This window comes from Bradyrhizobium sp. USDA 4506 (assembly GCF_054058795.1).
The window spans coordinates 354,979-369,717 of sequence record NZ_JBSSBM010000002.1 but is presented as its reverse complement, the minus strand read 5'-3'; the positions used below and the strand labels follow the sequence as shown (position 1 = coordinate 369,717).

Here is a 14,739-nt window from a genome sequence, read left to right as displayed (position 1 = left end):
ATTAGCCGGCTGATTGTGGTGGAAGGTATGCAAGCTGGGCCTGCGCAACCATGGAATCACAAGTATAACTTGCTTACACAGCCGACTGCAGTTTCACATCCAAGAGGCCGAAATTGGACAGTACGAATGCTCACAGCGCCGACGCCTCAGCACTGGGGTTTCTCTATCAGGCCCAGTACGCTCTCCTGAGGCTTTGGAACGAAACGAGCTTCGAAGCGGTGATCTATCTTGAGACGCTTGATGACGTCGTTCTCGAGGCTAACGGCCAAACGATCCTCGAGCAGCTCAAGCATTCGCTTTCGACGAAGCCGGACGCGATTACCGTGGCGAGCGTCAACGTGTGGAAGACATTCAAGGCCTGGATCGACGTGCTCCCGGACCTGGACCTGTCCAAGACGTCGCTACATCTCGTCACTGTGGCAGACATATCCCCGACATCTCCACTCAAAGTCCTTCTCGACGAGACTGAAAATCGAGACAAGCTTCTGATCGCTCTCCAAGAAGAAGCACAACGCGTCATTCAGGAAAGGGCGGATGCGGAAGCGAAAGGGATCAAGCCGCTTCCCCATGCAAAGCGGGCTCCGGGTTGCGAAGCATTTCTCAAACTTTCCGGTGACCTGCAGGCCGAAATGCTGTCCAGGGTTCGATTGAAGCCCGGCCAACAGAACATCCGGCACATCGAGGACGAACTCGCGAAAAGGCTGACGTCCGTGCTCGCGAAGGATCAGCCCCATGTGGCGGCGCTCATGGTGGAATGGTGGAATCGTCAGATCCTTTATGCGCACTGTGGGAAGCGCGACAAGGCTATCCATCGCTTCGAACTCGTGAAGCGACATATGGAGATCGTCGCCGACATCGAACACGACAACCTCGTGGACTACTTTGCCGCGGAACTTCCCCCAGACACCTATCGGTCGCATCCGATGGTCGAGCATCAAATTAGCCTAGTAGGCGGCACCGAGGCGTGGCTTCAGCGGGCTGTCACTAACGAATGGCGCGCTCGTCAATCGCGGTCGCGGTGGTCCACCGAAAACCCGACCTGGCAGGAGAGGATCTCCAAGTACGACAACCGCCTGGCCGAGGAGTGGTCCTACAAGCATGCTGACATGTGCGAAGAATGCGGCGGACAATCCGACGAAGTGAAAAAGACTAAGGGACGCGAACTACTAAGGTGGAGCTTCTACGAGGCACCGGAAAAGATCGAATACCTCACGTCGAGCGTCACGGCGCCAAGTTATGTCAGAGGCACTTATCATGTCCTTTCGATCGACGGTCGAGTGGGTTGGCATCCTGATTATTTCGCGCTTCTAGGTTTCAAGAAATGAACATTGCCTATGATCTCTTCGCGGAGACAAACCCTGCCTTTGGCACGTTCATTCTCGTCGGCTTCTGTCGGAAATACGACGCAGCTTCGGGAAGGTCGCCAGAGCTCGCCCTTGCGTACCTTGCCCTGCCCCTCGCACTGTCCGACGATCTGGAAACGTCCTTCGAGGAGACGGCCGCTACCACCGGCCTCTTGTCATGGCTCAACCGCTATCCCGATGTTCGTCTGGATCTGGGCGCCCGGCTCGACGCCTCGAAGGACATCGTCTCCGCCGCGGTACGGTTCGGACTTGGCGCAAGAGCGCTGTCGCTTGGCGCGGATGGGACGATCGGCCTCGGCGTCAGGCGACCGTCGGCAGCAGCGGTTGCCAATCTCCCCGAGAATCCGAAGCGTGCGGTCAAGCGGGCAGAACGCCTCGGCACCTGGATGGGTAAGGCGGGATCGGCGGGAACAATTTTTTCAGCATTCGGAGTGACGCCGTGAACCGTTGGAACGTTCGTGAAATTGCATTCTACGGCAACGGTGGCAGACGCAGGACTCTCGAATTCGACACCGACAAGGTCAACGTGATCACGGGAGCATCAGGAACGGGCAAGTCCGCGATCATCGACGCAATCGACTATTGCCTTGGTTCAAGCGACTGCAAGCTACCCTTCTTCGTGCGCAATCACGCCGAGGCAGTCGCCGTACACTGGACACAGGGGGACAGCGACCTCATTGTCGGCAGAAAGATTCCGAAGGCCGGAAGCGGCACCAATCAGATGTATGTACGGTCAGGCCGGAACCTCAAGCTTCCGGATACGTCCGAAGCACTCGAGGGACCGACCAACCGCGACACCGCGCGCGCGCTGATCGAAAAGACGTTCGGCATTCAAGACACGGACAACCCAGCCGTCGCCGCCAAGGCCGAGAAGGGCCGCGCGACCATCCGTGACATACCGCCCTATCTCTTCCTGTCAGGAGACGTCATCATTAGCAGGGAGACCTTGCTGCACGATCTTGACCGTCCAGAAAAGGCACGGGACATCAAGGCAACGATCCCCTATTTCCTCGGCGCTGTCGATCAGGCGAGCGTTCTTGCCGCCCGGACGCTCCGGCAGCTCGAAGCCGCGCTGGCGAAGATCGAACGGGAGGCCAGTGCGCAGGAGCGGAGCCAGAGTCTTTTGACGCAGCGCTCGATGGCGCTGCTGACCCAGGCGCAAGGTGTCGGCCTAGTCGCCGAACTGCCCTCGCCCGATGCATCCGACAAACTCCTCCTCGACCAGCTCGCCGGCATCGCGAGTAGCGGAGTCGCCTCAACCGACACGAGGGACTCCGAGGCTCGCGCGGTAATGGAAGATGAGCGGCGCGGGCTTGTTTCCGAATTGCAGACGCTGAGAGCGAAGCGGCAGATGATCAAGCAGACCATCCGCGAGGCGACGGGCTACGAAACGGCGGTGTCCGGGCAGTCTCACAAGCTGAGGCTGGTTGAGCACCTCAAGCTCGACGACGGACGATGTCCCGTGTGCGATGCACAGAACAGCGTGGGCCAGGCGATGGCCGAGCAGATCCGTAATTCTTTGAGCATTGTTGCAAATGAAGTTCTTGCGGTCGATGGGATGCGCCCTCGTCTCGACGATCATTCCGGACACATCGAGAATTTGATTGGATCCAAATACAGCCGCCTGAAGGAGGTCGAGGCTCAGCTCGCCGGGCTCGTCCGGGTGGAGGAAGAGTCGGTGAAGACCGGGTCGCTCCTTCAGGAAAGGGCTAGGGTCGTAGGTCGCATCGATCAGTTCCTTGAGACAACGGCAAAAGACTTCCAGACGGCTTCGACGGATACGACGTCGCTTGTATCCAGGATCGAGCACCTCAGGGATCAGGTCGATCCGCAGGCGCGCAGGGAGCGTCTTCGCGACGCGGAAAACATGGTCAGCGCCTTCGCGACCGAAATGCTTGTTGACCTTCCGACAGAAGTGCCGGCGACGGGCTCTCGCGTCGTGTTCTCGTCCGCCCCGAACCTTTCGTTGGTCGAGCCGTCTCGTCGAGCGGTCCTCGCGATGGCCGAAATCGGCTCCGACCAGAATTACCTGGCGATCCATCTCGCCCTCGCCTTTTCGCTCCAGAAGCTTTTCGAGACTATCAAGGCGCCCGTGCCCGGCCTTCTGGTCATCGACCAGATCAGCCGCCCCTACTATCCCAAGGGTGGCGACGAAAAGCGGCTGCGAGAGATGGAAAAGGACGACGATCAGGTGGCGATGCAGCAGATCGTGCGGTTTCTGTTCGACGAGACTGCACGCCAAGCGGGGCTTCAGGTCATCCTCATCGAACACGCCTACATTGAGGAAGATCCGGAATACGTCGCGGCCGTGAAGGGCCGATGGACGAAGGCGTCGGGAGTGAAGCTCATTCCGTCTGACTGGCCTCTTCGGAACTAGTCGGTTCGACTCGGACGATATGAGGACCCAGCAGTCACAACTTCGGTGCGGGGTCTCCAAGGACATCTGACCAGGCACCTCGCTGCGGATCAACACCTTGCGGAAGATCCGCCTGAATCGCTTGCCGAAACGCGGCGAACCTAATCTCCGATCGCTCTCAATCGGCGCCGATCGCGATGATAATCTGAGAGATGTGGGCTTCTTGCACGACCAGCGGTAAGAACGGAATCAGGTGTCCCCCAGCGCGCGAACGAACACACCGTGCGCATGGCAATGGTCCACGCAGGTACGCGTGTTGGCTCCGGGCGCGGCGGCTCCCGCCTCGACGTCGATGGCGCCGAGCAGACCGTTCAGGACGAGGTTTACATCAATCATTCATCGTCCTAGTCCGAACTCCAAGCTCGACCTGCGATCAACTCTTGCTGTTTGTGCAATACGCTGGATCGCACAAGTTCTTCACTTTTCATCCCGCCTGAGGTCGGTCGAGAATGGCAGATGGTTTCTGCGTCCCAAACGACCAGGACCTCCCCGGGTTCATTGAGCTTGATCTTCTCGCCTACGGCCGCATTGAGGACTTGTTCGGTCTGCTCTGCGGTACGCCAAAATGATATGTCCAGCCGCCAGTAGCAGCTGAAATGACCTGCACAACCTTATCCATCTATTCCCTTCGGCCGGGCCTGCCCCGGATCGAGATATCGCCAGAATTCACCCCAAGGACGATGCGATCTGCTTGCCTGCATAAGAGAAGAAGACCTACAGCTTTAGCTTACGTGACGTGCGCGCATACTAAGCGTTGCGATATGCATCGGCCGTATATGATTTTAATGTCCCCCCAGCTAAGTAACCGGGACAAGGCGCACTCAGCCCATAAAGATCTTTTCCAGTTCCGTCGGGCAGTCTGGTCTTTCGATGTAGCCGTAACGCTTGTACCAAGCGACGAGTTGCTCTTTAGGATATCCCCGCTCCAATGGCGACGGAGATAGGGTGATCTTCTCGTAGCCGAGGCCTGCAGCCAACCCTTCAACTTCTCTCAGTAGGCACGAACCGATCCCCCTCCGGCGATGCTCCGACCCTACGAAGATTTCGTAGAGAACGAGATAGTCGACACCGGGAATTTGGTCGAGTGCGAGGAAGGCAACTTCCACCCCATCTTACAAATGCAACGTAGTGATGCGTGTGGCGCGCCTTGCAACTTTGCAACATGCGCGCCTGAAGCTCTGCATCATTGCACCGCTCGTCCGCACCGAGGTCCAAAAGACGGATCATTGCCGCTCACCCCAAGCTATCCGCGGCACGATGAAGGCCTGAGGCATCAACATCGCAATTTGCAAGGCCCAAGTCCCGACGGACCAGTTCCCCGCGCCACTGCAAGAAATTTGCGGAACAAGCATCGCCGGCACCGTGACGCCAGTACCGTCTGAGAATGTGTAACTGAACTGCCCGTTGCGCCATGAAGAACCGCCCCACCCTCGGGTTCATAATGTCGGTTGAAGGTTAGCTCCGCCACTGACGGGGCGGAACCGACCGGAGGCCGTCAGCGGCGGCCGGCTTGATGAGGCTGCTCTTTCGCTTAGCGCGGAGCCGATAGCTGTCGCCGCGGATCGTCAGTTCGTGGCTGTGGTGAGTCGCTCGGGGATCGCGGTGGCGACCACCCGGTCGGCGAACACGGCGCCCATCCCTCATTCGGCAACGCTGCTGGTTCGAGGTGATTGGCATGGCGCCGGTTTCATAGCGACCGCTAGAACGGATGCGCCGGCGTCGGGCTCCAGCGGCAAGTAGCCGAGTTTATCGACGGCCCGCAGCTTTGGCTTCGCCCGCGCAAGCAGTTCTCGTCCACGCGTCGCTCGCCATGCGCCTTGGTCAGGCCATCCGCGTTACCTAATTAGGGAGCAATTCCTCGCGACGCCGTGAAGGGCAGTCTTCCTGGGCGCGATATCCCTCATATGAGTGGCTCAAGATATCTGGGCGAGCGAGCGACCGACCAGTTCCGAAACGCCTCGGATCGTGCCAAGTAGAAGCCATCAGTACCGGCGCGGATATGACCCCAGCACGCGAATGTCAGGGCGCTTGCGAAGCAGCCCGGCAAGACTATTCATCATCTCATGTCCCGCGACTTCAATCAGATATCTATGCCGATCGAGGCCCGTTTTTGCCGGTCGCTCGTAAATCGTCAGGATCTGGACTCCGGCGCCGGCGAAAGAAGCAAGCAAGGAAGCAAGATCCGCATCCCTTACGGTCGCCAGCAACGACGTCTTGTCGTTCTCAGTCGGCGAAGGGCTATCCCTGCCCAGGACCCACCAGCGCGTGACATTGTGCGGACCTTCTTCGATCCCATCCACGATCGAAGCCAGCCCATATATTGCCGCGGCAAATTTGGGGCTAATGGAAGCCTTGACCAAGGCTTCGCTGTTGGCCACGGTTTGCGCCGCGGCGCCGCCGCTCGCCGTCGCGGTACGACGAACCTGCGGCAGCCAGTAATCTAACCAGAGCTTGGCCTCTTCAAAGGCAACCGGATGCCCGAGAACCTCTTTGACATCCTCCAGACGCGCTCCATGACGAGCAAGAAGGCTATAGCAAAGCATTTTGGGATATTCGGCAACGATCCTTACGTTTGCCAGGTCCAGAACCGGATCTAGAAACGGGGTGGCTCCCACAAGGGACGTCGTAATGGGCAGGCAGGCCCGGTCAATTGTTTCGCTCCGATATGCCGCGATCAATTCGTCTTGGGACATGGGAACCAGGTCCGACGGACCGAACAGCTCAAGGCAAGCATGATGTGTCCATGATCCGGCCGGTCCAAGATATCCAATCTGGCCCGCTGTCGCTGTCAAGGTAAGTCCATCCAGTGAGAGACTCGCGGCCGCGAGCAACGTTGACGGCCCACCCGTATTGCTCGGCGTAGCGCGGCGGGAAGATACGTACCATCGCGAAGTGCGATCTTCATCTTGAAGCGCATGTTGCGTCAACCGACGTCAGTTAGACAACCTCTTGCTTGGCAACATGGCTTGAATGAATGAGGTTTGAATGCGAGCCGTAACGTACTCGTCGCAAGCTAGGAAAGCCAGTCCTATCGTCCTATCCAACCCTCTCAGATTGCATTCCCAGTTGCATGGTTTCTCTCACCAATGAATGCAATCCTACGAATGCCGATCTGTGCACTTTCGCAGAGCCATCTATGTACCGCAATTCGGCAACACCATAAGCCACCCGCTCGCTCATTCATTACCGGTCGTTTCCCGATGCGGCACATCGAGCGAATCTACGCCGATATCTTGCGTTGCAAGATGGTGCCCCGAACGCGCTGTAAGTCGGGTTCATTTGCTTTGATGGCTTTCTCTTGAGCACCTCGGTTGGTTCTTCGACTGATCAGGCTGGCGAGTTCAACGCTCCGCTGATGATTTTGAGCGCGGTGCGCGGTGGCGCGCCTGCTGAGAGACGTCGAGGCCGCCAAAACGCATACCGCAACATTCGCACCGCATAAAATTGCTTGAACCTCACGTTGCGTCAGGGCGTAGGTTGGAAATCGACCAGAGCGGTCACTAACCAAACAAAGAATGATGCAACACAGACCAATTAACCGACATGAAGTCCAACATGGCAATGCCGGGTTGTACGTGTTTCTGATCGGATGGATCAAGAGCGAAAGGCTGCCGGGATGAAACGCCGCGCAATGATCGCTGCATTTCTCGCTGTCATCTCATCTCCGGCTTGCGCGGCGAAACTCAGCGGCCCTCCGCGGATCGTCGACGGCAATACGATCGAGATCGAGCAAACTAAAATTCGGCTCTCGGGCATCGACGCGCCAGAAACGGATCAGATTTGCCTCGACACCCACGGCCAGAAATGGGCTTGCGGCATAGCTGCTCGCGATGAGCTTATCAAGCATTCGAACGGACAAACGTGGGATTGTCATACCACCGGGCGAGATGAGTACGGCAGGTCACTCGGGAGCTGCTTCATTGCAGGCGAGGACGTGAACGCGTGGATGGTACGTTCGGGCTGGGCACTATCATGGGGCCGAAATATCCATATCTACGCCGTCTATGAGGTTGTGGCGAGCCATGCTTATGCGGGCCTATGGTCGGGGGCGTTCATCACGCCCTGGGACTGGCGTCACCGCAACAAGGGAACGATTATCATTGGCGCGAGCTCGGTACCGACCGATGCCCAGGAGCTCCTGCTCGGATCCGCTTTGCTATCGGACCCGCCCTCACCCGAGTGCCTGATAAAAGGCACGGTGGGCGGCAACGGCGAGCGCATCTATCACGTGCCCGGGCAATTCGGTTACGGACAAATCGACATGACGAAGCAGCAGGGTGAACGCTGGCTCTGCAGCGAGGCGGAGGCTGAAGCCACGGGATGGCGTAAAGCCGCGCGATGAGGTGGACACACATGCATGCAGACCGTTCGATCACGCCTTCCCGCCGCTCGCTACTGCTGTTCGCCGTCTCGGTGGTTGGCATGGGGCTTGTCGACAACATTGCTAATGCGACGGAAGCAAAGCGACCGCCCAAGCCGGACAACCTGCTTTCGCCAGATGCTGCGCTGAAGCGGCTAACGGAAGGTAATGACCGCTATGTCCAGGGGTTATCACGAGCCAACGATCTCAAGCGCGAGCGTCAGGTTTTAGTCGATGGACAAAATCCATACGCGGCGGTTCTGAGCTGCGCCGATTCTCGCGTAGCGCCTGAGCTTGCCTTCGACAGCGGACTTGGTGACCTGTTTGTCTGCCGCCTCGCCGGCAATTTTGCCAACGGTGACACGGTCGCCAGTATGGAATATGCGGTCGCCGTGCTAAACACACCGTTGATCTTGGTACTCGGTCACGATCGTTGTGGTGCCATAGACGCCACGATCAAGTCGCTCAACGACGACAAGCCGGCGCCGGGGCATATTCCATCCCTCGTCGCTGCGCTCGCGCCTGCAGTACGGGAATCGCGCCAGCAAACCGGTGATGCATTCGCCAATGCGACCCGGCAAAACGTAATCGATAACGTCGATAAACTTAAATCGGCGGGCCCGGTTCTGAACGCGGCAGTCGAGCAGAACAGACTAAAGGTGGTTGGAGGTCTGTACCGGCTCGACACCGGCAAGGTCGATCTGCTCAACTGACCCTAGCACCTTCGCAATCGTTTAAACGACTAACGCGGCTCCGGTGATTGCCGCGAATTCGCTTGCGTCCGTCGGCTGCAGTAAATGCACTGGACGTGATCGCTCCACAATTGACATACAGCTTCGGGATACCTTTTTATGCGCGGGCTCTTTATCCTCCTCCTACTCTACGTACTTATGTTGGCAACGCGCGGCCAGTACCAACATAATTTCCTGCCGCGACCGACTGTGTCCATGCCTGCCGTCAATACCCTGGCTAACACAGTTGACTGAAGCCGCAGAAATGCGCTGCGATGGATGTTGGGATCTAAGCACGGTCTCGGCGACACCGGACAAATTTCAGCAAATTATCCTCGCCGGATCTCCGTTATGGCATCGATACCGATCGTCCCGTTGAGGGTCCCCGGCTCAGCTGGGGCTGAAGATTACATACAGCAGAATTACGATCACGATGGCTGCCCAGCCGGCCGATGTGAGGAACACGGTTGCTCGAGACGGCATCGGACGATCTCTCCTGCATCAGCCAATGAAGCGACCGCCAGTCTCGGAAACGGCGCATCGCTGGATCAATCTTAAGAGCATACTTTGGATCCGCAATAAACCGGAACTTATCTCGCGCGCAACAGTTGCGATCAACGGCTGGAACGCCGGATTTCTGCGCCTTCGCGTACATGCCTCAAGCCCGGCACTCAAGGATCGATGGACGTCTTGAGAATGTTATTCAAATAGCGCTGACGGCTCTGCATAGGTGAGTATTGTCAATTTGATTCCGAAGCGCTCGATTCAAAGGGCACCACTGCGTGCGTCGGCGCGTACCTTTGAAGACCAACTTGCCGATTCTAATATCAGCCTCATGATCATCTTGCGCGGCCTCATTACACGTCGCCCCAAGTCTCTTCGACTAACGCATCGATCATGTCGGATACATCATCTTGCACGACATTAAGTGTCAGCGAGATCCGCAACCGTGCCGTTCCCACAGGCACTGTTGGCGGCCGTATCCCACGGATGTCGAAGCCCCGCGCCTGAAGTGCAGAGGCGAGCCGCATCGCGCGGGCATTGTCGCCCACAACATAAGGAATGATTTGCGAGTTCGAAGAGCTCGCGCGACCGCACACGACTCCGATTCGAGAGCTTCGTGCTCCTCACAATTGCCGCGCAGGAGCCGTGACCCACCAGCTCCGATCGGCGTACCGGCATCGAGCGCGGTGAATATAGCTTTCTTCATACGAGGCGCATTCGCCAGCGCCAGATAATCGTTCGACGCAAAATCGATCCCTGTGCGCGGCTTCAGGCCGCGCAACCGATCGTCTTCTTTCAAGGCTTCTAGAGCCGCGACATAAGCATTAAGCGGCGGGTGCATTGATCAAATATCCTGCCGCCCGCAGCCGGGCGCGACCGATCGAGTCTTCGTGGCACAGTTCTCAGCTTGTGCCATGTCATCGACGGGCGACGGATTTACATGCAGATCGAAGCGCGCTGGCCGAAGACGCACGGCGTCTGCAGTCCATCGGTTATGAACTAACGCCAGCCGAACAAGTCTCTTGTTCGGCTGAATCTTATTCTGCCGGTCGCGATCAAGCGCACCAGGATCGCTCAGCGACGCCACCAATCGCACGCCCTTGACTTCGTTCCATAACGTGAATGAGCAACAAGCAAGACGAGCACACCGACGCGATTCTCGACCAGCTTGCCCACGCCGGTGATGCCGACGCTGCTCACCTTGATGCCAGCGTCACGCGAAGACAGCTGCGCCTCCCCCAATTGTCCGGACCTAAAAGGCCCTCCCGAACGCCCGCCGAAAGGGCGAACCAAATCGCGGTGCGGGCCATTCCGCCCTCGCGTAGTTATATTGGCAGATTGCGCTTCCCCACGCGCGCGAAAACTTCGTACAAAGCGAACGAACTCGCGTTCGATCAGCGAGCGTGATCTAATCGTATCATAAGCGCCCGCTCCGTACACGAGCGATTGCGACACCGATACCAATTCTGGCGCACAAAACCGCCGACCTTCCTGGCGCGTGAGCCCACACAATCGTTCGGTGATTAACTTGTTCAAGGCATGTTCGAGAATTGAACCGGTCGAGCCTCTCACTGCGATGCGCTGTCTTGTGAATCGCTGGCAGTTTTCTCGCTGGACTAGCGCAGCAAGCCATTATCGTACGTTTCCTAAAGATCTGCATTGTATGCGATCGAACCGGCAGTCGCCGCCGGATTGATACACGGGCCTGTAGTCTCTCACCGGCGTCAACTCGAGACTGACCTCTGGCAGAGCTTGTTTTTGCCCCGTTCCCCCAATTTGAAATTTGCCGATCACAGCTGGGAAGGGCGGCCGGCGTGCATCGTCCTCAAAAAGGACGCAAGAATCGTACGAAACGGACAAACCCGCGCGCTATCATCGCTGACCTGCCCAGAATGGACCACAAGAGCACGTTCCGAAGGCTCTGTGCCATGATCGCCAAACGCAATGGTCGAGCCCTTCCGCAATGGCGGGCTCAAACAGCAACAATTGCTAGTGATGTCGTTGGGCGGTACAATGGGCTCTTTCCCAGGGACCGTCCCGGACATAGGGGACCGGCGACATGTACGGGTACGTCACGCGTGCCAACATCGATCGCTATCTCAATGTGCTCTACAGCACTGATCTCACCAGCCATGAACGACAAACGGTCACGAGGTTGTTGCTCGGCGAGTTTGACAAGCTCCGTCATGATCCCGCGCAGCTAGAGTTTGTCGAAAAGCGAGCCGCGAACGGCCGCGAAAGGGTGAACCACGCCAGGCGCCTACGCGAGTCCTATGCGCTCGGCACAATAGAGCGCGAATAGTCGGATAGGTTGTTAGTAGACGTCGAAAGTCTTCAAAGCCTGCTGGATGCTTTTATAGTGGCGTGCACGAGTTCTCGCGGCATCTAAGACGGCGACTTGATCGTAGAATGCCGGCTAGGTGCGGCACGAGGTCGACTTGATCTTGGCCACATCCCTGCCTGCCATCCGCTTCTAACTCATAGCTCAAGTATGGATCTCCATGGGTGGAGATCCAATTTGCCACTGCGCCTTTATGTCGTGAACCGCTATCCCTGGAGTGAAATCCATCAAGAGACGGGACTCCAAGGCCGGTTTCAAGCGCTTTTGGGATAAAATTGCATTCAAACATCGCGCTCAGTGAAGACAATGACCCGATGAAAGCGTCTCGTTGGCGAACTGGACCAGGAGCAGGACATGGCCAGTCATTTCTATCGACTGCTTTACCGATTCCGCATGCGCGCATATGCCGAAGCGCTTTTTCGGCGTAGCGGGCACGAGAAGCAGGAAACACTTTGGCTGCAGTGCAGCCTGATGCGGCTTGGGAGCGAACTACGGCAAGCCGACCACTGGTCCAGCACAGCTGGTCAGCCCGTGCGGGATGCGGCCGAAGCCATCGTCAGTCCCGTCTGAGGACGCGGGAAGGCGTGCTGCCGAGAACAGCGCGTTACAGCCAGTCAGCAATCCCCGCAGGTGCCGGCCTTTCCGAGAGGATGGCATCGGCGTCTACAACAGCATGAACAGGCGCGAGAACCACCGACAGGAGGACGTCATCAAGAGATGCTCCTCGCATGGAGCCCGCGGGTCGCCGGGCATTACGGCCACTTGCCGTCACCGCAGCACCGTATGCGCTATTCCGCGCTAGCCGACTCCTGGTTGCCGGCATCTGTCGCGGTGCCGAACTGTTCGGTCGGATCGCGCCCCAGCTTCGGCTTCAGCTGCGCTAGTTCGATAAAATCATCTGCCTGCCGCCGGAGCTCGTCTGCGATTATCGGCGGCTGGACCGCAATGGTGGACACGACGGTGACATTGACGCCGCGGCGCTGCACGGCTTTGATCAACGAACGGAAGTCGCCGTCACCAGAGAAAAGGATCATCTGATCGATATGGTCCGCGAGTTCCATGGCATCGACCGCGAGCTCGATGTTCATGTTACCTTTCACCTTACGCCTACCGCTGGCGTCAAGAAATTCCTTGGTTGCCTTGGTGACGACGGTATAGCCGTTATAGTCCAGCCAATCGATGAGCGGCCGGATCGATGAATACTCCTGATCCTCGGCAATCGTCGTGTAATAGAACGCCCGCAGCAGCGAGCCCCGCCTCCGATACTCATCAAGCAGGCGCCTGTAGTCGATCTCGAAACCAAGCGCCTTGGAGGTAGCGTGGAGGTTGGGACCGTCAATAAAGAGGGCGAGCTTTTCGAATTGGGACATCACTGCTCCAGCTTCCAAAATGGATGCGCGGGGCCGCGCAGGTTATCCACTAGCCGCTTGCGAGGCAGAGCTGGAGGGTTGGCAGCCAAGGGGTCCCTTCCAATGACACGGGGCGTGATTTATGTCGAGCTCATAGCGAAGCGAGACCCGACTCAATGGAGTAGACGTGCTCGACATGCCTGTTCGGCGCATGCAGAGCTATACCTCTTTTCGGGGTGGCCGGCTCAAGGAGTCGCGCTATCGCCGGAAGGTCCTGCAAATAACGTCGCGCCAGAATCGCATTTTTGACCAAGAGCAGCTCCTTGGGGCGCTGCAAAAGAGGCCAGGGCCTCGGCTGCGTGTTGATCGCCCGCTTGTGAGCTACACTTTTGGAGCAGTCCAGGCATCGACGACGGCGGCCACGTGGTCTGCCATGGCCTCTCTCCTGGCGTGCGTTTTTTTGTGCCCGCCCCCACGGAGACGAGCGTGGAGCCTGCTCTCCTCCCCTGAAGCGATAAGCCACGCTGTGTCATAGACTCACAAGAGTTCAGGTCTTCCGCGCGTCTTACGACGTCGCGTAAGACAAATTCAGATAGCCACACAGCCAGCTCTTGGAGGCGCGCGTCTCTTGCTTTGCAACAGCCTGCGCGCAGTAGGGGTGCGCCTACGAGCAAGGAAAGTCCTAGACACCACACCGCTTGAACTTGGTATGCAGGATGTTGGGATGTGGGATGAGCGTCCGCAGAATGTTCTAAGATCACCGCAAGCAGATCGTTGCGGCTGGTCCACGTGTTCTATGTCGCCCCAAGTGAGACGGGTAATTCCGCGAAATGGCCCGAAATTAACTAAACGATGACCACACGAAACAGACTGTTATGACGACCGCGCCGTTCGCATTGTTGACGCGATATGACCGGTCTGGTGGAGGCGAATGGCGCGGGGAATCACCGAATCGTTCCGTCGCGAAAAGATCAACCCAGGAGACATGGATGAAGTTAGTGAAGACCTCTGTGATCGCATGCGCCCTTGCGACCTTGCTTGTGAGCCCTGTGCTCGCCCAAGGCCTCTCAGCCGACACCAAGGGTCACAACGGCGCACAGAGCGTACAGGGCGGCATGAGCGAAGATGAGGATGCGTCCCCTGAACCCCGCGCTGCGGGCGATAAAATGGGCACGAAGTCGACGAAGTCGACCAAGGATACCAAGGGTGCAGCTGGCACCACCGGTACTACCCACAAGGGGACGGTTGGCGGCGCCGCAACCAGCGGTGCGCCGACAAGCGGCAAGCGTCAATAACGCGTAAGCCCTCTCGTCCGCAAACCTCCGGTCGCGCGCTGCGACCGGAGGTTATGTGCGGCGCAGACAGGCGACCGCCATGCGGCGCCGGCGCGATCATCGTTCGCGAATCTTATGAGGGCGGTGACAAGATCCGTCCAGCGATCCGGCGGTGAAATGGCCTACGTGCTCGTCGGCGCTCTGATGAAATTGGGCCGGTCGTGCGGCGCGCCCGTCCGGGCCCCAGAACAATCGTCGATCAGATCAAGCGATGGTCGGCAAATAAGAGAAGCTCTGCAGAAGACGACAAACGTTGGATCGCGGGACGCGGCACCAACCATATGTTGCAGCCCGAATATCCTGCTACATGCACGTGCACGATGGCCCATTCGGTACATAA

At 58.1% G+C, this 14,739-nt stretch carries 12 protein-coding genes and 1 pseudogene; 8 read left to right on the top strand and 5 right to left on the bottom strand.

Annotated elements, in window-relative coordinates; all coding sequences use genetic code 11:
• The first annotated feature begins 113 nt into the window (after nucleotides 1-113).
• The 3 genes from ACVIHF_RS04145 to ACVIHF_RS04135 are packed head-to-tail and all read left to right on the top strand — an operon-like array spanning nucleotide 114 to nucleotide 3,741.
• Nucleotides 114-1,325 (top strand): ABC-three component system protein, encoded by a 1,212-nt coding sequence (locus ACVIHF_RS04145; protein WP_456791729.1) that lies wholly within the window; start codon nucleotides 114-116, stop codon nucleotides 1,323-1,325.
• Nucleotides 1,322-1,807, top strand: coding sequence for a three component ABC system middle component (locus tag ACVIHF_RS04140; RefSeq protein WP_456791728.1), 486 nt, complete (start codon nucleotides 1,322-1,324; stop codon nucleotides 1,805-1,807). The genes ACVIHF_RS04145 and ACVIHF_RS04140 overlap by 4 nt, the downstream gene beginning before the upstream one ends.
• Nucleotides 1,804-3,741 carry a DUF3732 domain-containing protein gene (locus tag ACVIHF_RS04135; RefSeq protein WP_456791727.1) on the top strand — a complete coding sequence of 646 codons (1,938 nt, stop codon included), beginning with the start codon at nucleotides 1,804-1,806 and terminating at the stop codon, nucleotides 3,739-3,741. Before ACVIHF_RS04140 ends, ACVIHF_RS04135 begins: the two co-directional genes overlap by 4 nt.
• A gap of 228 nt (nucleotides 3,742-3,969) precedes the next feature.
• On the opposite strand, the gene ACVIHF_RS04130 is transcribed toward ACVIHF_RS04135, so the two are convergent.
• From ACVIHF_RS04130 to ACVIHF_RS04120, 3 genes are all read right to left on the bottom strand, one after another.
• Nucleotides 3,970-4,116: a hypothetical protein gene (locus ACVIHF_RS04130; protein WP_310883030.1), complete on the bottom strand. Its 147-nt coding sequence runs from the start codon at nucleotides 4,114-4,116 to the stop codon at nucleotides 3,970-3,972.
• Nucleotides 4,117-4,601: 485 nt separating this feature from the next.
• A complete protein-coding gene (locus ACVIHF_RS04125; protein ID WP_456791726.1) occupies nucleotides 4,602-4,886 on the bottom strand; it encodes a GNAT family N-acetyltransferase in 285 nt (94 codons plus the stop codon).
• Between the two features lie 876 nt (nucleotides 4,887-5,762).
• Nucleotides 5,763-6,572, bottom strand: coding sequence for a prephenate dehydratase (locus ACVIHF_RS04120; protein ID WP_456791725.1), 810 nt, complete (start codon nucleotides 6,570-6,572; stop codon nucleotides 5,763-5,765).
• Between the two features lie 824 nt (nucleotides 6,573-7,396).
• Between ACVIHF_RS04120 and ACVIHF_RS04115 the strand changes: the two genes are divergently transcribed.
• On the top strand, nucleotides 7,397-8,122 hold the full coding sequence (locus tag ACVIHF_RS04115) for a thermonuclease family protein (protein WP_456791724.1): 726 nt from the start codon (nucleotides 7,397-7,399) through the stop codon (nucleotides 8,120-8,122).
• Between the two features lie 11 nt (nucleotides 8,123-8,133).
• Nucleotides 8,134-8,853, top strand: coding sequence for a carbonic anhydrase (locus ACVIHF_RS04110; RefSeq protein ID WP_310883036.1), 720 nt, complete (start codon nucleotides 8,134-8,136; stop codon nucleotides 8,851-8,853).
• Nucleotides 8,854-9,728: 875 nt separating this feature from the next.
• On the opposite strand, the pseudogene ACVIHF_RS04105 reads toward ACVIHF_RS04110, so the two are convergent.
• A pseudogene (locus tag ACVIHF_RS04105) lies at nucleotides 9,729-9,950 on the bottom strand (8-amino-7-oxononanoate synthase); the annotation flags it as partial.
• Nucleotides 9,951-11,434: 1,484 nt separating this feature from the next.
• Between ACVIHF_RS04105 and ACVIHF_RS04100 the strand changes: the two are divergent.
• Together ACVIHF_RS04100 and ACVIHF_RS04095 are read left to right on the top strand one after the other, a co-directional pair.
• Complete coding sequence (locus tag ACVIHF_RS04100; protein ID WP_456791723.1) at nucleotides 11,435-11,677, top strand: hypothetical protein; 243 nt, start codon at nucleotides 11,435-11,437, stop codon at nucleotides 11,675-11,677.
• Between the two features lie 393 nt (nucleotides 11,678-12,070).
• Nucleotides 12,071-12,286 (top strand): hypothetical protein, encoded by a 216-nt coding sequence (locus ACVIHF_RS04095; RefSeq protein ID WP_456791722.1) that lies wholly within the window; start codon nucleotides 12,071-12,073, stop codon nucleotides 12,284-12,286.
• Nucleotides 12,287-12,504: 218 nt separating this feature from the next.
• Here the strand turns inward: ACVIHF_RS04095 and ACVIHF_RS04090 are convergent, their stop codons facing one another.
• Nucleotides 12,505-13,086 carry a LabA-like NYN domain-containing protein gene (locus ACVIHF_RS04090; RefSeq protein ID WP_456791721.1) on the bottom strand — a complete coding sequence of 194 codons (582 nt, stop codon included), beginning with the start codon at nucleotides 13,084-13,086 and terminating at the stop codon, nucleotides 12,505-12,507.
• Between the two features lie 968 nt (nucleotides 13,087-14,054).
• On the opposite strand from ACVIHF_RS04090, the gene ACVIHF_RS04085 reads away from it, so the two are divergent.
• Complete coding sequence (locus ACVIHF_RS04085) at nucleotides 14,055-14,360, top strand: hypothetical protein (protein WP_456791720.1); 306 nt, start codon at nucleotides 14,055-14,057, stop codon at nucleotides 14,358-14,360.
• The last annotated feature ends 379 nt before the right edge of the window (nucleotides 14,361-14,739 follow it).